The 20,172-nt window shown below is 61.6% G+C and carries 21 protein-coding genes and 1 pseudogene; 5 read left to right on the forward strand and 17 right to left on the reverse strand.

Annotated elements, in window-relative coordinates:
• Positions 1 to 6 precede the first annotated feature (6 nt).
• The 9 genes from ASG57_RS03405 to ASG57_RS03445 all read right to left on the reverse strand — a co-directional run bounded on the left by ASG57_RS03405 (position 7) and on the right by ASG57_RS03445 (position 9,343).
• On the reverse strand, positions 7 to 1,281 hold the full coding sequence (locus tag ASG57_RS03405) for a 4-aminobutyrate--2-oxoglutarate transaminase (RefSeq protein ID WP_057195662.1): 1,275 nt from the start codon (positions 1,279 to 1,281) through the stop codon (positions 7 to 9).
• A gap of 63 nt (positions 1,282 to 1,344) precedes the next feature.
• Positions 1,345 to 2,349, reverse strand: a complete 1,005-nt coding sequence (locus ASG57_RS03410) for an ABC transporter permease (RefSeq protein WP_057195706.1) — start codon at positions 2,347 to 2,349, stop codon at positions 1,345 to 1,347.
• A gap of 35 nt (positions 2,350 to 2,384) precedes the next feature.
• Complete coding sequence (locus ASG57_RS03415; RefSeq protein WP_057195707.1) at positions 2,385 to 3,902, reverse strand: sugar ABC transporter ATP-binding protein; 1,518 nt, start codon at positions 3,900 to 3,902, stop codon at positions 2,385 to 2,387.
• A gap of 63 nt (positions 3,903 to 3,965) precedes the next feature.
• Positions 3,966 to 5,030 carry a TMAO reductase system periplasmic protein TorT gene (gene torT / locus ASG57_RS03420; RefSeq protein ID WP_057195663.1) on the reverse strand — a complete coding sequence of 355 codons (1,065 nt, stop codon included), beginning with the start codon at positions 5,028 to 5,030 and terminating at the stop codon, positions 3,966 to 3,968.
• Between the two features lie 58 nt (positions 5,031 to 5,088).
• On the reverse strand, positions 5,089 to 6,060 hold the full coding sequence (locus tag ASG57_RS03425) for a 5-oxoprolinase subunit C family protein (RefSeq protein WP_057195664.1): 972 nt from the start codon (positions 6,058 to 6,060) through the stop codon (positions 5,089 to 5,091).
• Positions 6,050 to 6,925: a 5-oxoprolinase subunit B family protein gene (locus tag ASG57_RS03430; protein ID WP_057195665.1), complete on the reverse strand. Its 876-nt coding sequence runs from the start codon at positions 6,923 to 6,925 to the stop codon at positions 6,050 to 6,052. The genes ASG57_RS03425 and ASG57_RS03430 overlap by 11 nt, the downstream gene beginning before the upstream one ends.
• On the reverse strand, positions 6,925 to 8,307 hold the full coding sequence (locus tag ASG57_RS03435; RefSeq protein ID WP_057195666.1) for an acetyl-CoA carboxylase biotin carboxylase subunit: 1,383 nt from the start codon (positions 8,305 to 8,307) through the stop codon (positions 6,925 to 6,927). The genes ASG57_RS03430 and ASG57_RS03435 overlap by 1 nt, the downstream gene beginning before the upstream one ends.
• On the reverse strand, positions 8,304 to 8,549 hold the full coding sequence (locus ASG57_RS03440; protein ID WP_057195667.1) for an acetyl-CoA carboxylase: 246 nt from the start codon (positions 8,547 to 8,549) through the stop codon (positions 8,304 to 8,306). Before ASG57_RS03440 ends, ASG57_RS03435 begins: the two co-directional genes overlap by 4 nt.
• Positions 8,546 to 9,343 carry a 5-oxoprolinase subunit PxpA gene (locus ASG57_RS03445; RefSeq protein WP_057195708.1) on the reverse strand — a complete coding sequence of 266 codons (798 nt, stop codon included), beginning with the start codon at positions 9,341 to 9,343 and terminating at the stop codon, positions 8,546 to 8,548. The genes ASG57_RS03440 and ASG57_RS03445 overlap by 4 nt, the downstream gene beginning before the upstream one ends.
• 276 nt (positions 9,344 to 9,619) lie before the next feature.
• On the opposite strand from ASG57_RS03445, the gene ASG57_RS03450 reads away from it, so the two are divergent.
• The gene (locus tag ASG57_RS03450; protein WP_057195668.1) at positions 9,620 to 10,525 is read left to right on the forward strand and encodes a LysR family transcriptional regulator; all 906 of its coding nucleotides are present in this window, start codon (positions 9,620 to 9,622) and stop codon (positions 10,523 to 10,525) included.
• 66 nt (positions 10,526 to 10,591) lie between these two features.
• Positions 10,592 to 11,257, forward strand: a complete 666-nt coding sequence (locus ASG57_RS38920) for a hypothetical protein (RefSeq protein ID WP_210169286.1) — start codon at positions 10,592 to 10,594, stop codon at positions 11,255 to 11,257.
• A gap of 317 nt (positions 11,258 to 11,574) precedes the next feature.
• Here the strand turns inward: ASG57_RS38920 and ASG57_RS03460 are convergent, their stop codons facing one another.
• The 5 genes from ASG57_RS03460 to ASG57_RS03480 all read right to left on the reverse strand — a co-directional run bounded on the left by ASG57_RS03460 (position 11,575) and on the right by ASG57_RS03480 (position 16,273).
• Entirely contained in the window at positions 11,575 to 12,642 is a 1,068-nt protein-coding gene (locus ASG57_RS03460) for an ABC transporter ATP-binding protein (RefSeq protein WP_057195670.1), read from the reverse strand.
• Between the two features lie 20 nt (positions 12,643 to 12,662).
• Positions 12,663 to 13,331, reverse strand: a complete 669-nt coding sequence (locus tag ASG57_RS03465; protein WP_063996981.1) for a pyroglutamyl-peptidase I — start codon at positions 13,329 to 13,331, stop codon at positions 12,663 to 12,665.
• A gap of 4 nt (positions 13,332 to 13,335) precedes the next feature.
• Complete coding sequence (locus tag ASG57_RS03470; protein WP_210169287.1) at positions 13,336 to 14,223, reverse strand: ABC transporter permease; 888 nt, start codon at positions 14,221 to 14,223, stop codon at positions 13,336 to 13,338.
• Positions 14,211 to 15,026: an ABC transporter permease gene (locus ASG57_RS03475; protein WP_162250033.1), complete on the reverse strand. Its 816-nt coding sequence runs from the start codon at positions 15,024 to 15,026 to the stop codon at positions 14,211 to 14,213. Before ASG57_RS03475 ends, ASG57_RS03470 begins: the two co-directional genes overlap by 13 nt.
• Positions 15,027 to 15,103: 77 nt before the next feature.
• Positions 15,104 to 16,273, reverse strand: a complete 1,170-nt coding sequence (locus ASG57_RS03480) for an ABC transporter substrate-binding protein (RefSeq protein ID WP_057195674.1) — start codon at positions 16,271 to 16,273, stop codon at positions 15,104 to 15,106.
• A 241-nt stretch (positions 16,274 to 16,514) separates the two neighbouring features.
• Here ASG57_RS03480 and ASG57_RS03485 point away from each other — a divergent pair, with 241 nt between their 5' ends.
• Together ASG57_RS03485 and ASG57_RS03490 are read left to right on the forward strand one after the other, a co-directional pair.
• Complete coding sequence (locus ASG57_RS03485; protein WP_057195675.1) at positions 16,515 to 16,724, forward strand: hypothetical protein; 210 nt, start codon at positions 16,515 to 16,517, stop codon at positions 16,722 to 16,724.
• Positions 16,725 to 17,203: 479 nt separating this feature from the next.
• On the forward strand, positions 17,204 to 17,428 hold the full coding sequence (locus ASG57_RS03490) for a hypothetical protein (protein ID WP_230646589.1): 225 nt from the start codon (positions 17,204 to 17,206) through the stop codon (positions 17,426 to 17,428).
• 45 nt (positions 17,429 to 17,473) lie between these two features.
• Here the strand turns inward: ASG57_RS03490 and ASG57_RS37525 are convergent, their stop codons facing one another.
• The gene (locus ASG57_RS37525; RefSeq protein ID WP_156402567.1) at positions 17,474 to 17,641 is read right to left on the reverse strand and encodes a hypothetical protein; all 168 of its coding nucleotides are present in this window, start codon (positions 17,639 to 17,641) and stop codon (positions 17,474 to 17,476) included.
• 372 nt (positions 17,642 to 18,013) lie between these two features.
• On the opposite strand from ASG57_RS37525, the pseudogene ASG57_RS39610 reads away from it, so the two are divergent.
• A pseudogene (locus ASG57_RS39610) lies at positions 18,014 to 18,160 on the forward strand (group II intron reverse transcriptase/maturase); the annotation flags it as partial.
• A gap of 32 nt (positions 18,161 to 18,192) precedes the next feature.
• Here ASG57_RS39610 and ASG57_RS39785 read toward each other — a convergent pair.
• Together ASG57_RS39785 and ASG57_RS03500 are read right to left on the reverse strand one after the other, a co-directional pair.
• On the reverse strand, positions 18,193 to 18,606 hold the full coding sequence (locus tag ASG57_RS39785) for a hypothetical protein (RefSeq protein WP_349510052.1): 414 nt from the start codon (positions 18,604 to 18,606) through the stop codon (positions 18,193 to 18,195).
• A 222-nt stretch (positions 18,607 to 18,828) separates the two neighbouring features.
• A complete protein-coding gene (locus tag ASG57_RS03500) occupies positions 18,829 to 20,172 on the reverse strand; it encodes an acetyl-CoA carboxylase biotin carboxylase subunit (protein WP_057195677.1) in 1,344 nt (447 codons plus the stop codon).

Raw genomic sequence — 20,172 nt, forward strand, 5'->3', positions numbered from 1 at the left:
ATACACTCATGCTTCAGCGTGTCTGATGGCGATCTCAAGTATGTCGAGCGCCTCGTGCATCACGCTGTCCTCGATAGTAATCGGTGAAAGAAACCGGATGACATTACCGTAAACGCCACAGGTCAGTAGGATTAGCCCCTTCTCAAGGGCCTTCAGCCTGACGGCCGCGGCGAACTTTTCCGAAGGCACTCCTTTCACCGGATCGTTGAATTCGATCGCGTTCATGAACCCGGGCCCGCGAATGTCGGCGATCTCGGGCACGTCCTCGCGCAGCGATTCGAGCCGTTGCTTCAGTCGTGCGCCAAGCAAATTGGCGCGGTCGCACAGCTTCTCTTCCTCGACGACGTCAAGCACAGCATGCGCGGCGGCAATGCCGACGGGATTGCCGCCATAGGTGCCGCCAAGCCCGCCTGGGCCCGGCGCATCCATTAGCTCGGCGCGGCCGGTAACTGCCGCGAGCGGAAATCCGCCACCAAGGCTCTTTGCCATCGTGGTGATATCGGCCACGACGCCGTGGCGTTCCATGGCAAACATTCGACCGGTACGCGCAAATCCGGTCTGCACTTCGTCGGCGATCAACAAGATACCGCGCTGGTCGCAGATTTTGCGCAGCGCCACCAGGAAGTCACGCGGCGCCTCATAGAATCCACCCTCCCCCTGAACCGGTTCGACGATGACGGCCGCGACCCGGGCGGGGTCCACGTCGGCCTTGAACAATCTCTCGAGTGCAGCGAGCGAGTCGGCTACCGAGATGCCGTGCAATGCCACCGGGAACGGAACATGGAAGACATCCCCCGGCATCGAGCCGAAGCCGACCTTGTAGGGGGCGACCTTCCCCGTCAGCGCCATGCCCATGAACGTGCGGCCGTGGAAGCCGCCCGAGAAGGCGATGACCGCCGACCGCCCTGTGGCGGCTCTCGCAACCTTGACGGCATTTTCGACGGCTTCGGCACCGGTGGTCACAAAGATCGTCTTCTTGGCGAACGATCCGGGCACAAGCTGGTTCAGGCGCTCGGCCAAACGCACGTAGTTCTCGTAGGGGACGACCTGATGGCACGTATGCGTGAACTGATCGAGCTGTGCCTTGGCTGCGGCGATGACCTTGGGATGGCAGTGGCCGGTATTCAGCACGGCAATGCCCGACGCGAAATCGATGTACCGGCGGCCTTCGGCGTCCCAGATCTCGGAATTGCGCGCGCGTGCCGCATAGATCTGCGTCGTCACTCCGACCCCGCGTGAAATGGCTTCGCTGCGCCGTGCGGCGATTGATGCATTGCTCAAGTTCAGTCTCCTGGTATGTGCGGCGATCTCGAACCTGGACGACCGTCCGGACGCCCCCTTGTGTTAGCGGTCCCCGACCAGCAGGCGGTAGCGGATCTGGTCGAGGATGACGGCCAGCACCAGCAGCGAGCCCAGCAGCACCATCTGCATGTACGAGCCGATCTGGGCAATGTTCATCCCGTTCTGCAGCAGCGTGATAAAGAACGCGCCCAGAACCACGTTCTCCACGCGGCCGACGCCACCGCGCAACGAAACCCCGGCGATTACGCAAGCCGCAATCGACTCGAGCGCGATCTTGCCGCCGAGATTAGTTTCTCCCGATCCGACGCGCGCGGTAAGAAGCAGGCCGGCGATCGACGCCAGCAGCGCGCACAAAACGTAAGCGATGAACAACACACTTTTGGTATTGACGCCGGACAGGTGCGCCGCCTTCACGTTGCCGCCGACCGCGTAAATGTGCTTGCCGAGCCGAGTCCGGTTCATGAACATCCAGGCCACAATCGAAGCTACGACTGCGACCGCCACGGGAATGGGGATATCGAAGACGCGGCCAAACCCGAGAACGTCGCCGAACTGATACGGGATTCCGGACACTGGCACGCCCCCGGTCAGAAACAGTGCGACACCGGCACCGATCGACTGCACGCCGAGCGTCATGATGAAGGGAGAGACGCCGAACTGCGCCACGCCGATTCCGTTAAGGCAGCCAACGGCCAATCCGGCGCCCAGGCCGGCGCATATTCCCAGAATGACAACCAACCAAACCATACCCGGCATGAGGGGCGTCAACGCCACCATCGCGATCGCAGACACTACGGAGGTCAGCGCAATGGCAGTGCCGACCGACAAATCGAAGCCTCCTGTCACCAGCGCCAGCATCTGCCCGATCGAAACCAGGATCAGATACACGGCCTGGCGCGCGACATTGGTTAAGTTCTGCAGCGCCAGAAACTCCCGCGATATCAACGTGAAGGCAATCAGCGTCGCGACCAGGAAGAACGGCAGCACGCCGACCCGCACGAAAACATAGGTGACCGCCGAAACAATGACGTTCGAGCGGCGAGGCATCGTGCTCTCTTCGATCCCCGACGTGCTCTGAATGCTCACGCTGAGCCCTCCGTTTCGGCAAAGAAGTATTTCAGGACGGTTTCTTCAGAGATCTCCGCCCCCTGAAGCTGGGCGGAAATCTTGCCCTTGGCGAACACGACCAGGCGATGGGCCAGGTTCATGACCTCCGCCAGGTCGGACGAAATGACCACCACGGCCTTGCCCGCCTCGGCGAGCTCCTTCATGAGTTGATAAAGCGCCACGCGGGTCGACATGTCGACACCCACGGTCGGCTCATCGAAGATGTAAACGTCACGTGGCTCGCCGAATCCCTTACCGAACAGGACCTTTTGCTGATTTCCGCCCGACAGCTTGGACACCGCACGATCCATTGCCCCCTTCGCGACTCCTACTTTTTCAGCAATAGAATCGGTCAGCGTCCGGCTGCGGCGCGAGGATACAATGCCCATCCGCCCGACGACGTCCGGCCGGTCGAGCAGGCCGAGTTCGATGTTCTCTCGTGCAGTCGCTGTCATCTGCAGCCCATCGGTCTTGCGATCGGACGGCAGGAAAAAGACGCCACCGTTCAGGAGATCACGCGTCGAGTTGTGGGTGAAGTCGCGGCCCTTCAAGGTGACAGACCCCGCGGTAATTGGCTGCAGGCCGAGTGCTGCCCGCCAGATTCGGGACTTGCCGCTTCCTACGAGGCCTGCAACCCCGAGCACTTCGCCACTGCGTATGTCCAGATCGACTCCATGCACCCCGGCTGTGTGGATTCCGCGGAGCGTCATCACCGCCGGTTCGTCCGGCCGACGCTCGATCCTGGGATAGATCATGTCGATCGGACGGCCGGTCATCAGTTCGATCAGCTTGTGTTCCGAGATGCCCTTGGCCGGAACCGTGGCGATCAGTCGACCGTCGCGCAGCACGCTGATCCTGTCGGCGATCTTTTCGAATTCATGAATGCGGTGCGAAATATAGATGATGCCAACTCCGGCGGCGGATGCCTTGCCGATAAACGCGAACAGCTTTTCGGTCTCGCGTTCGGTCAATGACGCGGTCGGCTCGTCCAGGATAAGAACGCGCGCGTTGCAGAGGAACGCCTTCGCAATCTCGACCATCTGCTGCTGGGCGCGGGATAGGCTGGAAGCCGGACGGTGAACATCGATGTCGAAGTCAAGATCCCCGAACAGCTTGCGCGCACCAGCGATCATGGCGGAACGATCGATAATCGGACCGCGCATGAGTTCGCGGCCAAGATAGAGATTTTCGAAGACCTTCAATGTTGGAACGAGTGAGAATTCCTGGAATACCGTGCCGATGCCGGCATTCGTCGCGTCGAGGACGGAGTGAAATTGAACTTCCTCGCCGTCGAGGCTGATCGAGCCGGCGCTTGGGCGGTAGACCCCGGAGAGGATCGAGATCAGGGTCGATTTCCCGGCGCCGTTCTCACCGAACAGGACGTGGACCTCACCCCGCTCCACCTTCAGGTGAACGCCGCTCAGCGCTTTGACGCCGGGAAACTCTTTCGAGATTCCCGTCATCTCAACGAGAGGTGCTGCTGCGGCGCTCATTATCTCTGCCTCGATCATCCGGCTGTGTTCGGCTGAGCACGGCCGGATGCTAATTGCGTGGGATCAGTTGCTGAAGACCGGCTTGAAGCCCTCGGGCGGCAGGATGTTCACCTGCGGCACCGTGTTGATGTTGGAGGGATCAACCACGAAGATCTTCGGGCCCACATGCTTGACGTAGTCCTTGCCCTCCAGGAGGCGGACCGCCTGGTCGACGGCAATACGGCCCTGGATCACCATTGAATCGGCGGGTGCGGCAAGAATGAAGCCGCGCTTGATGCCCTCGTAGACTCCGGGTGTCATGTAGAAGGCCAGGAGATCGACCTTGCCCTTCAAGCCGCGCTCACGGATCACGCCCTGTGCGGCTTCAGCGGTCACCGCCGTTCCGACTACATAGCGAATGCTCGGATCGGCCTGCAGCGCATCTTCAACGAGCTTCTGCTGCACTTCCTTGCCGGTGTCGCCGTATTTCGGCTGCAACACCTTGATGGCCGAGCCCTTGACCGCGTCGAGGAAGCCCTTGTTGGCGGCTTCGACCCAGCCGGCACCCGCCGGTCCCGGGAACCAGCCCACCGTCACCTCAGGCGAACCCGAGGGATGCTTCTTGGCGAGATACGCACCCGCCTCCGCGCCCATGGTGTAGAACGAGACCAGCGACTTGGCCGAGATGTCAGGAGACGAAATTCCGTTGATGACGTCGATGACCGGAATCTTCTTCTTGGCGATCTCGCCAATCACCTTGTTCAATCCGTCGGCGGAAATCGCGCCGATGATGACTGCGTCGGTGCCGCTCGCTACGCAATCCTCGATCTGCGAGATCTGCTTGTTGAGCTCGGTATATCCGCCGGCTTCCACCAGGTTCATCTTTACGCCGAGCCGCTTGCTCTCTTCGGCAACACCATAGTCCACGCCGAGCCAGTAGGCGTCCTTCATGTGCGGGAAGGAGACACACACCTTCCAGGGCTTGGAAGCCTTCTCGAGCGGAATGTACTTCACGTCGACGGACTTCCCGTCGGACGAAAAGGGCGGCTCGATCTTCGCCGCATCGTAAGGAAACCAATCCGCAGCGCACGCCGCGCCGGCAAACAGCGTTGCCGACGACGCCAATAGCAGTCGTACAAGGTACTTCATCTCAACTCCCCTTCTATGATTCTAACCGTCGTATCGACTCGCTCCACGCCCCTGAAAGTCAGGCGAGAACGCTTCGAATTTTTTCCAACAACTGGGCCCGCTCGGCCCGAGCACGGAGCGCGCTGTCCATGTCGACTTCGACAAAGCGCGTCGGCATATTCGGCTGAAGCTGCCCGATCAAATCCATGTCGGCCGAAATGACCGTGCCAACCATGAAGTAGCCGCCGCCGGACACCGCATCGCGATGAAGAATGATCGGCTCCTTGCCCCCGGGTATCTGGATCGAGCCGTACGGGTAGCAGCTGTCGACGATGTTGGACGGATCCGATCCCGCGCCGAAAGGCTGCTCGCGCTCGACGAAGTGCATCGGCTGGCCGCCACGGAAGCGGTAGCCCATGCGGTCGGCTTCCGGCGCAACCTTCCAGTGGTCGCTGAAGAAGCTCTTCTGCGACTCGGGGGTGATGCGGTGCCAGTACAGTCCGGTCAGCACCCGCAGTTCAGCTGGAGTGCCCGGCCGCCGACGCAAGGCCTCCGGCACGCTCCGTCCGGCTTTCCGCACCGGGGCTTCCCCGACGGGTAGTGCGTCGCCCGGGGCGATGGCTCGCCCCTTGAACCCGCCGAGCGCGCCGATCGGATAAGTCGAACGACTGCCGAGCGCGAGCGGCACGTCGATGCCTCCAGCGATTGCGATATAGATGCGCGCGCCGGCCTGGAGATAGTCAAACGCCAACACTTGCCCCGCCTTGACCTCGAGTCCGGTCCAGCCTGGCCTTTCCTCACCATCGATCTTGATCGGCATGTCCGCGCCGGTCACCGCGATGAGTGCGTCGCGGGTAAACTCCAGCTGCGGCCCGATGAAGACGGCCTCGAGACACGCGGCGCCATCGTCGTTGCCGACAAGCATGTTTGCCGCGCGAAGCGCCAGGCGGTCCATAGCCCCGCCGATCGGGATGCCAAGATGGAAATATCCGGGACGGCCGAGATCCTGGACGGTGGTCGACAGACCGGGATTGATCACCCTAATCGGCATGGAGCGCACCCTCCAGTTTCGCGTTGTAACCCTTCATGTCCTTCTGAAATTCGCGGAAGTCGAACGTCACCTCGCGAATGATCGGGGCGAACCGCCCGGCAGCAACGTCTTCGACCGCCTGATCATAGGCATCGCGGCCGATCGGCTTGAATTTCACGATGTCGCCGGGCCGGAAGAACACCATGAAGTTGCGAAGGTATGAGATCTTCTGCTCGGGATCGAAGATCGGCATCGGCGTGATGCCGAACATCTGGTAGCCGCCCGCGCCGCGCACGGAGTAGATGCACGAGAAACAGCCGCCGTGGCCGATCGTGAGCTTGGGCGTATCGGTGCGCGGCCGCAGATATTTGGGTACTTGCAACTGCCGGGCGCGCTCAACCATCTGATACATGAACGGCAGCCCCGCCACGAAGCCGACCATCGACACGAACCAGGGCGACCCGGAATGCGCCGCGATGAAGGCGTCGACGTCGGGCAGGCCATTGACCCGCGCGGCATATTCGAGATCGGTCGCGGTCGGATCCTGGTGCCGTTCGCGGAAACGCATCAGAGTCTCGTGTGTCCACGGATCGCGATAGAACACCGGAATCTCGATGATGCGGGTCTTGATGACCGGTTCGTGCTTCTCGGCCGCGCTTTCGATCGCCTGCACTTCCCGGAGGATGTCGTTCGGCTTGATCACGTCCGGATCGAACTTGATCTGGAACGATGCGTTGGCGGGACAGATTTCGGTGACTCCTGCGATGCGCGACTCGCGCACCGCGTTGGTCATAGACAGGCTCTTGAAGAAGGCATCGAGCGACATCGCCTCGTCGCATTCGACAAAGAGGTGTTCGTCACCTCCGAAGGAGTAGCGTGTCGTCATCAGGCCTCCTCTTTGGCGCACGTCAGCGCCGCGAAATCGGTTTCGAGCCAATGCTCGAGAAAGCGCGTGTGGGTCCGTCCGGCCCTCACTTGAGGATCGGCAGCAAGCGCTGAATGAAGCGGAATCGTGGTGGGGATGCCGGTGATCACCAGCCGATCAAGAGCGTTACGCAGCTTATCGAGGCAGCTTGCGCGGCCGTCGTCGTGCACGATGAGCTTGCCAAGGAGGGAATCGTAGAACGGCGGCACCGCATATCCGGGAAACAGCAGCGTATCGAAACGAATCCCGCAGCCATTGGGGACCGACAGCGTCTCGACTGTTCCGGGCCAAGGCATGAAGTTCTTTGAAGGATCCTCGGCGTTGATGCGGCACTCGATAGCGTGGCCCTTGATCCGGATGTCCTCCTGCCGGACCGAAAGCTTTTGGCCACCGCTGATCCGCAGCATCTCCTGGACCAGATCGAGCCCGGTGATCATCTCGGTCACCGGGTGTTCAACCTGGATCCGCGTGTTGACCTCGATGAAGTAGAACTGCTGCGTTGCGTCATCGTAGAGATATTCAACCGTGCCGGCACCGCTGTAGCCGACCGCGCGAGCCAGCGCCACCGCGCTTTCGCACAACCGCGCCCGGACGTCCTGGGGCAAGCCGACGGCAGGAGCTTCTTCCCACACCTTTTGCCGACGGCGCTGCAACGAGCATTCGCGCTCGAAGCAATGCACGAAGTTCTCACCGTCCCCGAGAATTTGCACCTCGATGTGGCGCGCCCGCTCGATCACCTTTTCGATGTAGAGCCCGCCGTCGCCAAACGCCGCGGCCGCCTCGGCTGAGGCCTGGGGAAACTGGCGCTCGAACGCTTCAACGCCGTCGACTATACGGATGCCGCGGCCACCACCGCCCGCAGCCGCCTTCAGCATCACGGGAAAGCCGATGCGGGAGGCGATCACCGCGGCTTCGGAGAGGTCCGTGACGCGACCCTCGCTGCCTGGCACGGTAGGCACGCCCGCCTTCTCGGCGACCTGCCGCGCCATGACCTTGTCGCCCAGCAATCGGATAGCCTGGCCGCTCGGGCCTACGAATGTCATTCCGGCCGCGGTCACGGCGTCGGCAAAATCAGCGTTCTCGGCAAGAAAACCGTAGCCCGGATGCACCGCGTCGACGCCGGCGGCCTTGGCTGCCGCAAGAACCGCTTCGATGTTGAGATATGATTTCATTGCCGCCGGCGGCCCGATCTCGATCGCCTCGTCCGCGAGCTGAACCGCAAGCGATTGCGCGTCGGCCTGGCTGTAGACCTGGACGGTTCGGAGCCCCAGCGCTTTCGCGGCACGGATGATCCGCACTGCGATCTCGCCCCGGTTGGCTACCAGAACCGAGCGGATCTTCATTGCTGAACCTCCGCGAGAGTCTGACCTGCCATCACTGCATCGGCATCATCCACCACGAAACGAATGCCGGCCCCGGCGACGCCGGCCCGGACTTCGTGGAACGACTTCATGACCTCGATCAGGCCAACGACCTCGTCTGCGACAACGGTATCTCCGTCATTCTTGAACGGCGGGCTCTCCGGCGAGGGCTTGCGGTAGAACACGCCGGGGAGAGGCGACCTGATCTCTGCTGCTTTGCTCATTGCGAGGCCTGTTCCTTCTGAGGAATGATTTCTGACACGGGAGCGATCCTGATTCCGCTCGCGATCAAAGCTGAGCGCATCGCGGTGGCGATTTCCAGCGCGCCCGGCGTGTCGGAGTGGAAGCAGATAGATTCGAATTCGATATCGATGTCGTCACCCTCGACCGTGCGAACCTTGCCGGTCCGACAGGCACGCACGACCTTCTCCGCCACCGCCTGCGGATCGAGCTTCTTGCCCTGCCTGGTGAACACGATGGAGCCAGACCGATCATAGTCGCGGTCGGCGTAGAACTCGCGGATCACGGGCTGGCCCGCTTCGACGGCGATGCGGTACGTCTTGGAGATGTCCATGCAGAACACGAAGGCGCTGGGCGCGACCGTTCGCATCAGCCTGATAAATGAGCGGGACAGCGCTTCGTTGGCTGCAAACTCCATGTAAAGGGCGCCGTGAGGCTTCACATGCTGCAGCTGCGCGCCGTGCCGGCGGGCAAACTCGCGCAGCGCGCCGATTTGGTAGACGACGTCGTTGACGATCTCCTCGCTCGCGCCGTCAATCCTGCGGCGCCCAAAACCTTGAAGGTCCCGGTATCCCGGGTGAGCGCCGATCCCCACGCCATGCTGGGTGGCCAGGCGCACCGTTGTATCCATCAAATTGGGATCGCCGGCATGAAATCCGGTTGCTACGTTGGCTGAGCTGATCACCTGCATGAGCTTGGCGTCGTCGGCGTCGCTGAGCCGCCAAGGGCCGAAAGCCTCACCCAAATCGCAATTAATATCGACGGCATTGACCGGCACCGGCGCGCCCTCCCCAAGTCCCGCGGCTCCAAATCCGAAGACGCGGCGGGACATTAAGTCGCCGGCCTCGCATATGAAATTACTATTATTTGAACGTCATGTTTAGTTTTTTCTATGCCGCACTGCCCGCTTTCGAGGCAAGCCAATCCATTAACTAACTGATTCTATAAGGTATCTTACACGACTAACTCATGTCAGCGTTGCACAACCAATAGGCTGCTCGACAATAAAGAATTGACGCTGTATAGAAATCTGTTTTTTCGAAGGGAGCGTCTGGTGTCGATTAGTCTGCGGCAGATCCGTTATTTCGTGGCCACCGCCGAGCAAGGACAGATCACGCAGGCCGCAGCCGCTCTCTCCATTTCGCAGTCCGCGATCACCACGGCGATCAAGGATCTCGAACAGTCCGTCGGCGCCGAACTGTTCAACCGCTCGCCGCAGGGAATGGAACTGACCTCTGTCGGGCGCCAATTTCTGTTTCACGCCTACGACATCCTCAACAAGGTTGAGGAAGCGACCAGCCTCAAGGTGCCGACGAGCGACGTCGAAGGCACTCTGACCGTTGCAGCGACCTACACGGTCATCGGATATTTTCTTCCTAATCACCTCGAACGGCTGAAGCGCAATTTTCCGAACCTCGAAATCCAGCTGTTCGAACTCAACCGCGAAGCGATCGAGGAAGGCCTGTTGTCGAACCGCTACGACATTGCCGTCCTGCTCACCTCGAACGTCCAGAACCCGGACCTGTCGACCGAAACACTGATCAGCTCACGCCGTCGACTGTGGGTCGCCTCCAAACACCGCCTGCTTCAGGAGGGTTTGGTCGGGCTGAAAGAAGTCGCCGCGGAACCGTATATCATGCTCACCGTCGACGAAGCAGCGAACACGTCGCTCAAATACTGGAGCGCAACGCCCTATCGGCCGACGGTCACGCTGCGCACCTCTTCAGTCGAGGCGGTTCGATCCATGGTCGCGAACGGACAAGGCGTTGCAATTCTCTCCGACATGGTGCTGCGGCCGTGGTCGCTCGAAGGCCGACGCATCGAGACGGTCGTGCTGAAAGATCAGATACCGGCGATGGACGTCGGATTGGCATGGAGGCGCAACGTCGAGTTTACGTCGCCGATGGAGGTATTTCGCTCGTACTTCAGGCAGGCGTTCTACATACCGTCGCTGCGGTAATGTGCTCGCCGCCGCATTCTCGCGCTCGTGACCTGGGCGTTAGTGCCCCCCGACCCTATCGTTTTCATGCTTTGGCAGGCTGCCAGAGGACCGATAAGTTCATCTTGCGACGGGCCGCATGTCCATAACCGCTATCTCCAGAAGAACCGGGTCTACCTCGGCGAAGTCCATCACGGCGGCAAATGGTTTAAGGCCGAGCATGACGCGGTCCTCGACCAGAACACGTTCGAACAGGTCCAATCGCTGCTCAAGGCCAACGCCATCGACCGCAAGGCCAGCTGCGCGAAGAACGGCGCCCTGCTTCAAGGCAAGCTCTTTGACGACCGCGGCAACCGTATGGGGCCAAGCTTCTGCAGTAAGAACGGCGTCCGATACCGGTTTTACGTCAGCAGGGCGCTGCGCGGACGGAAGCATACGGCGGGCACCGTCACCAGGAGTTCGGCGCCGGAGATCGAGGCTATCGTCGAGACCGTGGTTCGTGATCAAATTAACGGTACCGCAGCGACGAGAGAGGAGACATTCGCTTGCGTCGAACGTGTCGTGGCGACCGATCGCACCGTTTCGAATCGTGTTGGGGTCAAGCGCGCAAAGCAAGGATCCGATCGAGATTCCGTGGGTGCGACAAACTTCAGACATCAGCTTAATTCACCCCACCATGTCAGAAACCAAGACCGATCCGAAGCTCTTGCAGGCGGTCGTTCGCGCTCACGTCTGGTTGAACGACCTTCATGACGGCCGACATGCCTCGATCCATGATCTTGCTGCAGCCAGCAGACTGCATCCCAAAGTCGTGCGCCAAGGCTTGAGGCTAGCATTTCGTTCGCCTGCAACAACGTCCACCATTTTAGATGGTCAAACGCCTCAAATTGAAACAAATTCCGAAATCTCTGCCACTGGCCTGGAGCAAGCAAAGCCGACCGCGAGATTGACGCGCATAGTTTGGCCACTGATAAGCCTTGTATGATAAGCTTCCCTGCCGGCCTGGGGATGGGCTGGACCGCTGCCGCCATCATCGGCGTGCATCGTCGGCAAGCACCTCGACTCTGGGATCAATCCGCCAGAGGGATGATTGCATCTAGATCAAATCCTACTGAGACTTGGCTCCCGCTTGGCAGGTCCACGTGCCGGGTTGTCATTGCCAGTAGCTGCTGGCCATCTGAGAGCTCGAGCCGATAGTCGACCACCGTACCTCGGTAAGTCGACTCGATCAGCACCGCATTGACCTGGCAGTCTCGGTTCGCCGCATCGGGCCCGATGTGGATGTTCTCTGCCCGGAGCGCGATGTGGCTGCCGGACGCGGCAGCGCCATCCTCGACGGGCACACCATCGATCATCATCCCCGCGAGACGGAATGTTGCGCGGGCGTCGCTCTTTCCGACGCGCTCCGCGGTGAGCACGTTGCAGCCGCGGAAGAAGCCGGCGACGAAACGCGTCCGTGGTCGCTTGTAGAGCGGTTCCGGCGCATCGCACTGTACGCAGACGCCCCTATTGAATACGGCGATGCGGTCGCTCATGGTCAACGCTTCCTCCTGGTCATGCGTAACATAGAGGAATGTCGTACCGGTCTTGGAGTGGACGTGCTTGAGCTCCGTCTGCATCGCTCGTCTTATCTTCTCGTCGAGCGCCGAGAGTGGCTCGTCGAGGAGCAGCATGCGCGGCTGCGGTGCCAGAGCACGCGCCAGCGCGACACGCTGTTGCTCGCCGCCGCTCAGCAACGTGACGTTCTTGTCCTTGTACCCGGAAAGACCGACGAGCTCGAGCATGTCACCGACGCGGCGCTTGATCGCGTCACCCGACATTCCGCGCACCTTGAGGCCATAGCCAACATTCTGCGCCACCGTCATGTGCGGGAACACGGCGTATTGCTGGAACATCATGCCTAGATTGCGCCGCCAGGGCGGCACGGTTGAGACATCCTGCCCATCTATCAGGATCTGTCCTGAATCCGGCGCCTCAAGGCCGGCCACCATGCGTAGGATCGTAGATTTGCCTGATCCGCTCGGGCCAAGGAAGGTAAAGAATTCGCCCTGGTCGACCGTCAGCGACAGCTCGTCCGCGGTGAGGGTCCGGCCGAAGCGCTTGGTAACGGCCTTCACCTCGAGAATGGCTCTGGCCATTGCCTGCCCCATGATCGAACTCACGCGCTCGCTCTGATCGAGGTGGCGATTGCGATCTCAATGGCGCGAATGCTAGTCGCGAGATCCATCGAGGCGAAGTCACTGCGCTGGTGGAATTCAAGCTCCCCTTTGCGCCGCAGTTGCTGAAGCTGCTCAGCGACCTGCGCCGGCAAATAAGGGAGGTGAATAAAGCCGCACGCCGCTGCCGTATTTTCTGCCGCATCGGCAGCGCCAAGCAGGGTGTAAAGACAGGCATTACAGAGGAACGTCCCGGCGGTGCTGGAGATGCGCGCCGGTATTCCTGCATCAAGCAGCGCCTGCTCGATCTTGCGGATCGGCAAGGTCGATAACCGCGCAGCCAGCCCGTCGGCCTGGATCGCCTCATCGACCAGCAACTTTCCCTCGTTGTCGGGAATCTCGAAATCCGTAACGTTGACCCCGATCCGCTCGATGCGGATCACCGGCTCGCCGGGCCAGAGGCCGAGGCTGATCGCGACAGCAGGCTGGATTTCGGCGAGCAGCGCCTCGATCTCCAATCGGAGACTGGAGTAGGCGACGGGCAGAGTGCGACCGATCACCTGCGCGCCCGCCACGGTCTTGCCGTCCATCGCAAGAGCGACCTCCGCTGCGGGGTTGCAGCCACGATGACCATAAGGGGCAAAACCAGTTACGAGCGCTCGAACTTGCATCAGCCTATGCCTTCTCTGGCGGAATCCGGGAGTCAGGGGACGAGGCCGGGAGCGGGCGCGGCTGCGGAGGGGACTCGGTGGCCCGCGCGTTCGCCGACCGCCCGCCACGGACACCGGCAAGCAGATAGATGACGACCAGAACCATGCTCAGGAGAATCAGAAGACTCATCAATGCATAGAGCGTCGGCGACAGGCCGATCTGCTTGTAGGTCGACCAGATGTAGGTCTGAACAGTGTTCTCCGGCCCCTGAACCAGCGAGGTGCGGATCGTCTCGTTGAAAGAGAGAATGAGCGAGAAGGTTGCGGCTCCCGACACGCCCGACCGGATGAGCGGCAGCTCGACGTCGAGGAATGAGCGGAGGCGGTTGGCGCCGCTCATGTAGGCAGCTTCGAGATAGACCGGGTCGAAGGTTGACATCGCGGTCAGTACGACAAGGGTAGCGAAAGGCAATGCCCACAGGATCTGGACGATCGCTATTGTGAAGAGGGAGGACGGCAGGCCGAGCAGCCGGAAAAAAAGGGCGGTCGCGAGGCCCATGCTGATACCGGGGATGAACAAGGGCAGCAGCATGAGCATCAGCACGAGGCGGGGAATCTTCAGCTCGCGGATGGCCATCGCTGCAAGCAAGGCCAAAATCGGCGTTACGACCGCAACGATGATGCCGAGCTCCAAGGTGGTCCCAATTGCTGCATTGAGCTCGGGGCTATTCCACATCTCGGCATACCAGCGCAGCGTTGCGCGTCCCTCCGTCACCTCGCCAGGCGCGAAGGAGAAGATGATCGGCGGGATCATCGGGACATAAAGGAAGACCAGGACGAGGCTGATATAAAGCCAGATCAGGACTCGCGGCACCGGATTGAGCTGGCCCGTTTGCATCGTCAGACCCGCCAACGCAGGATTTTTCCTAGAAAGGTGCTCATATCGAACACGGCATACCAGCAGCCAAGCAGGACGACCATGGCGATTACCACAACGCTCGACATCGCAGCCGCAAGCGGATAGTTGAGCACGTCAAGCGTGCTGGTGATCGTATTGCCCATCAATTGGTAACCAACGCCGCCGAGAATGACGGGCACGGCGCTCTCGCCGAAGCAGCCGACGAATCCGAAGATCACTGCCGCGAACACGCCGGGGAGCGACAGCGGCAGGGTGATGCGGAGAAACGTTCGCAGCGGCGGCGCACCGAGCATCCAGCTCGCTTCGGTGAGGCGACGGTCAATTCCCGAGAGCGACATCCAAAGCGGGAAGATCATAAATGGCATGTAGGAGGAGATCAGCCCGACGAAGACCGCGAAATCGCTGAAGAGCAACCAGTCAACGGGCGTGCTAACGATCCCGAGACCGAGCAGCAGCGAGTTGATCGGCCCCGTGCGTCCCAGGAGATAGGTCCAGGCGAAGGTGCGGATAATGTAGTTAATCAGGAACGGCACTGTGAGCAGCAGCAGCACGGTGCGTGTCGTGTTCGGTCGTGCCTTGTACGCGAGGACATAGGCGATGGGATATGCAAGGAGCAGGCTTATCAGGGTTGCCTCGGCCGATATCAGAAGGCTGCGTTCGAGGACAGTCAGCCGCACACCCTGGAAGAAATCGAGATAGGAGGCGAGAGTGAAGGCGGGTCGGATACGCAGCCCGACCCGTTGCCAGAAGCTGACCACAACCATCAAGCCGAGCGGCACCAGCAGGAACACCGTCATGAAGGTGATCGGCACAGCCAGGAGCGTCAGACGTACAGGCGATCGAACGCGCATTGGGAGATCGCTTCGGCGGGGGTTCAGGACGCCTTGAACCGCGACCACTCGGACTCGTAAACCTCAACATGCGTCGGCCACCGGTTCTGCCAAGTGCCGCCCTGCTTGAATTTCCGCCGCACATTGGCCGTGATCTGCGCGACCTTTTCGGCCTCTGCCTCTGGAAACTCCTCGGGATGCTGCTTGGCGTAGTCGGGCGCCTCGGTATTGGTCATGTAGCCGCGCAGGGCAGTGATCTTGGCGCCGTACCAGCCCCCCAGCATGAAATCGAGCAGTTCGTAGGCAGCCTTCGTTTGCTCTGCGCTCCGCTGCTTCTTGACCATGTAGGCCGCCATCGCCCATAGGAGATAGCCCTCCTTGGGGTCAGCATATTCGACGTTGACGCCCTTCGCCCTGGCTGCGAAGACCATCGGCTCCCAGCAGTCGATGACAGAGACCTCCTTGCTGGTGATGAGGTCGACTGCCTGCTGGAAGCTCGACCAGATGACACGGAACTGTCCTGCCTTTTTCTTCTCGATCAGAAAATCGACGACCCGCTTGACCTCCTCGGGGGTCATGTCGTCGGGGTTATTGATCTCCGCCAGATTGGCTTTCTTGAGATACAGCGCGGTCTTCTGACCCGCTGTGGTGTAGTTGTCCTCCAGCGCAACGAAGCCCTTCCACTTCGGATCGAACAGGGCCGCGTAGGAATCGAGCTTGCCGGTCTTCTCCGGCAGATAGGCGAAGGAATCGCCCTGGAGAACCGTCGGCACGCCATAGATCTTGTCCTGATAACCAATGAAATTGAACCCGGGCTTTCCCTTCGCGAGAAACTCCGAGATGTTGGTATCCTTGCTCCAGTTCGGCATCTGAGTTGGATCAATGGGCTCGACGAGACCATTGTCGACCAGCGGCTTCTGCATGCCGCCAACGATATTGATAAGGTCGTAAGTCGCAGTACCGCCGCCGGCGATCAGCACGTTGAGAATGGCCGATGGCGCATTCCCGATCGCGACGACGTTGACCCCCCATCCTGTTGGCTTGGTGAACTTGGACCAGTCCCCTGGGTCGCCAACGCCGATATCGGCGAGATTAAGCCTGCCCCCCGCAGCAAGCGCATTATTCCGCAGCAACGGTAAGGATGTTGCGATCATGCCCGAGGCAAGCCCAAGCTTCATCAGATCGCGACGCGTCGGCGCCGGCAGCCTTTCCATGCTTTCCACCCTCGGTCGTGTGCACCCTGGAACCGTGCGGTGCTTTTCCTCCCCAGCTCACGACGCCTCGCTCGCCCGGGGTTCACTGCCACGATATCAACCCGCGACCGACTCTTCAAGGCGTACTCGGGCGCGGCTTCGCTGCTCGGGCAGGTCGCCACGCAGGAAATATTTACAAGTCTGGAATTCGCCGACGCTCGCCGATGCAAAATGGCTTCGCGGCGCAGATGACTGAAATGAGATGGACCAGAATCAGACCGAGCAAGGTTCGACCAAGCCTATGTCCTCGGCCTGGACCACAATGGAAATCCGCGCGGCGCTCGACGCGCTGAAGGACAGCATCGTCTCCGCCGCCATGAACATGAACTATCGCGTTCTGATCAACCAACCTAAAGCCGTATCCGCGCTTCCCAGCTACACCATCACTGGGGAGTACGTCATGCCAAGCTGATGATTGCTTGTGGGTGCAAGTCCCATCCGGCCAAAGCTGTAGCAGGCAAGCCGGGACCGAGTCTTGCGGGCGTCGCGGTAACGCTGGGGTCCGAAGTGTAGACAGGAGCCATGCGGGGTGCGGGAATGAGCCTCCAAAGGTGGATGTTCGCGGAGGCCGAGTGTGTTCCCTAATCACGAAGGCAGCACGGGCATCGTCGATAGGCGAGACGATGCCGCTCCGTCGGGGTCGATGGCCGCATCACGCATGGAAGGCAATCATCGGAACATGAGAGGCCCGACCGGGTCCGCTGGATTGGTCTCCAGCGGGGGACAGCGGCAAGGCACTGCCAGAGCCGTTGTCCGAGCTGAGGTCGGGAGTCGGACTGGTTCATACTACCTGTGAAGTCGTCGAAGGTAACGAGACGCATGGAGGGAAGGGACCAGCCCGAGGGGAGCCTGCGCGAGGAGGCCAGGGGCCGGACACAGAGCCGGGTTGCCTTGCCGCCGAACCTCGAGCGGGTGAACGCGGCGGCCAAGCAGGCTGCCCAAACCCGGTTCACGGCCCTGCTGCACCATATCGATGAAGCCGCTCTTCTTCAGGCGTTTCGACGACAAAAGCGGCAGGCCAGCGCGGGGGTCGATGGGGTGACAGTGGCGAAGTACCAAGAGGGGCTGACGGATAACATCCGCGACCTCTGCGGACGGGTCCACACCGGCCGCTAGACGACGGCCTGTCGAGAGAGATGACTTGACGTAATCTTGACGTACTCATTCATCGCTTGCCTCCGTCGCCGGGCCGCTCTGAAGCAGGCGTGAGATGAGGCGCGCCAGAAGCTCGATTGCCGCCATGCGGGCGGCTTCGTCGATTTGGTCCCACGCGACTGGCGCGCTTGGTGGAACCTCGGGCTGATCGAACAAGTCCAGGTTCAATTGCATGGCGGCTCTCCTTGCACGGCGCCGACTCGGCATCCCGAATGCAAAGAGCGTCGACAAGCTTGCGCAAGTGGAGCAAATCACCGAGCCTGCCGAGATCGTGGACAACGTCATCGGCCTCGATTGGCGGCGTGCCTCCAATTGGCTCAACCTTCCAATCGGTCCAGCTCGCCGGAATCAACGACCGACTGCCATCCGGCAGAACTGTGAGGAGGTAGTGGACGCCGCGCCGCCTAATGGTGCCGATCACGGCCAACACCTGACCTTCGAATGCGTGACGCTTGCGCGTGATCGTCACCGAATCCGGAATATCATGGCGATGGGCAGTCTGTGGCTGCTTCCTTCGACTCAGTCGACCACGAGTGGCTGTTGCGGATGGTGGCGCACAGGATCGCCGATCCACGCATCCTGCAGCTCATCGGGCTGTGGCTGCGAGCTGGCGTTCTTGAGAGCGGCGAGAAGCAAGAGACGGACAGGGGAACGCCGCAAGGGGCGGGCATCAGCCCGCTCCTTGCCAACATCTTCCTGCACTACATCCTCGATCTCTGGACCCATCAATGGCGTCGTCGCCGTGCACGCGGTCGCATCGTGATCTGCGTTATGCGGACGACTTCGTCATGGGCTTCGAGAGCAAGGCAGATGCGCAGGAAATGCTCTTGGCCCTCAGGGCGCGGCTGGCCGGCTTCGGCCTCACGCTCCATGAGGACAAGACGCGGCTGATCGAGTTTGGCCGGTTCGCGGCCCTCTCGCGTCAGCGGCGCGGCGAGCGGCGGCCTGAGACCTTCGCCTTCCTCGGCTTCACCCACTACTGCGGGCGGACCCGAGATGGCCGGTTCATCGTGAAGCACAAAACGGAAGGGAAACGCCTGACGCGCAAGCTGACGGCGTTGCGCCAGGAGGCCTGGCGGTTCATGCACGCGCCACTGGCCACGCAGCACGAGCGGTTCGCCGCCGTGCTGCGCGGGCACTACGGCTACTATGGCAGGCCGCACAACTATCCAGCGCTCAACGGCTTCTACCGGGAAGTGCGTCGGACCTGGCTGCGCTGTCTGAGACGGCGTAGCCAGAAAAGTCGGCGCATGGGCTGGCCGGAGTTCGAGACCCTGACGGCACGCTTCCGCCTGCCAACTCCACGCATCACTCGCACATGGGCGCAGGCGCGGAGCCGCATCGCCGCGCGAAGCCGTTCATCAATCCAACCAGCATTCGAGCCAGCGGGTATGAACGCGACCTGCCGCGACGTCGAGGTCGCGCGCGAGGGTGACATGGAGGGACACGGTTGTAGGGATACCCTCGATCTTCAACTCGGCAAGGGCACCACGCAGGCGGCCAAGCGCGCCTTCGCGGGTCGCGTCCCACACGATGAGCTTGCCGAGCAGGCTGTCGTAGAAGGGCGGAATGGTGTAGCCGGGATAGAGCAGCGTATCGAACCGCACGCCGAAGCCGCCCGGCACCGTCAGGCTGCTCACGGTGCCCGGCTGCGGCATGAAATTCCGAGCCGCATCTTCGGCATTGATGCGCACCTCGATCGCGTGGCCGCGGCACACGATGTCCGACTGCCGGAAGCGCAAGGGTTCGCCTGCCGCGATCCGGATCATTTCCTGCAACAGATCCACGCCGGTGATCATCTCGGTCACGGGGTGCTCGACCTGGATGCGGGTGTTCATCTCGATGAAGAAGAACTCCCCGGTCTCGTCGTCGTAGAGAAATTCGAGCGTGCCCGCGCCACGATAGTGGCAGGCCTTGGCGAGGCGCACCGCGGAGGCGCAGAGGTCGCGACGCACGGCCTCGGACAGCGCCGCTGCTGGCGCCTCCTCCCACACCTTCTGACGGCGCCGCTGCAACGAGCACTCGCGCTCATGCAGGTGGATGGCGTCGACGCCGTCGCCGAGCACCTGCACCTCGACGTGCCGGGCGCGCCCGACAAACCGTTCGAGATAGAGGCTGCCGTCGCCGAACGCGGAACGGGCCTCGGCGCTCGCCTGCGACAGCAGGGATTCGAGCTCGGCCGCATCGCTGGCGATGCGGATGCCGCGGCCGCCGCCGCCTGCCGTGGCCTTGATCATCACCGGAAAGCCGATGCCGTTTGCAACCGCCGCCGCAGCGCCGAGGTCGCTCAGCACGCCGTCGCTCCCGGGAACGACCGGAACGCCCGCCGCGAGCGCCGCCGCCTTGGCGGCCGCCTTGTCGCCCATGGTGCGAATGGTCGCAGCGGTCGGACCGATGAAGACGAGGCCCGCGGCTTCGATGGCCTCGGCGAAGCCGGCGTTCTCCGACAGGAAGCCGTAGCCGGGGTGGATTGCGTCGGCGCCGCTCTCGCGCGCCGCCTTCAGCACCGCTTCGACATTGAGGTAGGATTTCGCGGCCTGGGCCGGTCCGATCTCGATGGCCTCGTCCGCGAGCCGGACGGCTAGCATGTCGGCGTCGGCCTTGCTGTGGACCTGGACAGTCTCGATCCCCAGAGCGCGCGCGGCCCGAATGATGCGGACCGCGATCTCGCCCCGGTTGGCGACCAGGATCTTCTTCAAAGACAT

The sequence above is a fragment of the Bradyrhizobium sp. Leaf396 genome, assembly GCF_001424605.1.
Classification (GTDB): domain Bacteria; phylum Pseudomonadota; class Alphaproteobacteria; order Rhizobiales; family Xanthobacteraceae; genus Bradyrhizobium; species Bradyrhizobium japonicum_C.

Coding starts and splice junctions, on each gene's coding strand:
- ASG57_RS38920 (WP_210169286.1), top strand. CDS start 10,592: ATGCTTTGGCAGGCTGCCAGAGGACCGATAAGTTCATCTTGCGACGGG.
- torT (WP_057195663.1), bottom strand. CDS start 5,030: ATGAAGTACCTTGTACGACTGCTATTGGCGTCGTCGGCAACGCTGTTT.
- ASG57_RS03460 (WP_057195670.1), bottom strand. CDS start 12,642: ATGGCCAGAGCCATTCTCGAGGTGAAGGCCGTTACCAAGCGCTTCGGC.
- ASG57_RS03425 (WP_057195664.1), bottom strand. CDS start 6,060: ATGCCGATTAGGGTGATCAATCCCGGTCTGTCGACCACCGTCCAGGAT.
- ASG57_RS03435 (WP_057195666.1), bottom strand. CDS start 8,307: ATGAAGATCCGCTCGGTTCTGGTAGCCAACCGGGGCGAGATCGCAGTG.
- ASG57_RS03485 (WP_057195675.1), top strand. CDS start 16,515: ATGGACCAGAATCAGACCGAGCAAGGTTCGACCAAGCCTATGTCCTCG.
- ASG57_RS03480 (WP_057195674.1), bottom strand. CDS start 16,273: ATGGAAAGGCTGCCGGCGCCGACGCGTCGCGATCTGATGAAGCTTGGG.
- ASG57_RS37525 (WP_156402567.1), bottom strand. CDS start 17,641: ATGCAATTGAACCTGGACTTGTTCGATCAGCCCGAGGTTCCACCAAGC.
- ASG57_RS03430 (WP_057195665.1), bottom strand. CDS start 6,925: ATGACGACACGCTACTCCTTCGGAGGTGACGAACACCTCTTTGTCGAA.
- ASG57_RS03440 (WP_057195667.1), bottom strand. CDS start 8,549: ATGAGCAAAGCAGCAGAGATCAGGTCGCCTCTCCCCGGCGTGTTCTAC.
- ASG57_RS03410 (WP_057195706.1), bottom strand. CDS start 2,349: ATGCCTCGCCGCTCGAACGTCATTGTTTCGGCGGTCACCTATGTTTTC.
- ASG57_RS03415 (WP_057195707.1), bottom strand. CDS start 3,902: ATGAGCGCCGCAGCAGCACCTCTCGTTGAGATGACGGGAATCTCGAAA.
- ASG57_RS03465 (WP_063996981.1), bottom strand. CDS start 13,331: ATGCAAGTTCGAGCGCTCGTAACTGGTTTTGCCCCTTATGGTCATCGT.
- ASG57_RS03475 (WP_162250033.1), bottom strand. CDS start 15,026: ATGACGGTGTTCCTGCTGGTGCCGCTCGGCTTGATGGTTGTGGTCAGC.
- ASG57_RS03500 (WP_057195677.1), bottom strand. CDS start 20,172: ATGTCTTTGAAGAAGATCCTGGTCGCCAACCGGGGCGAGATCGCGGTC.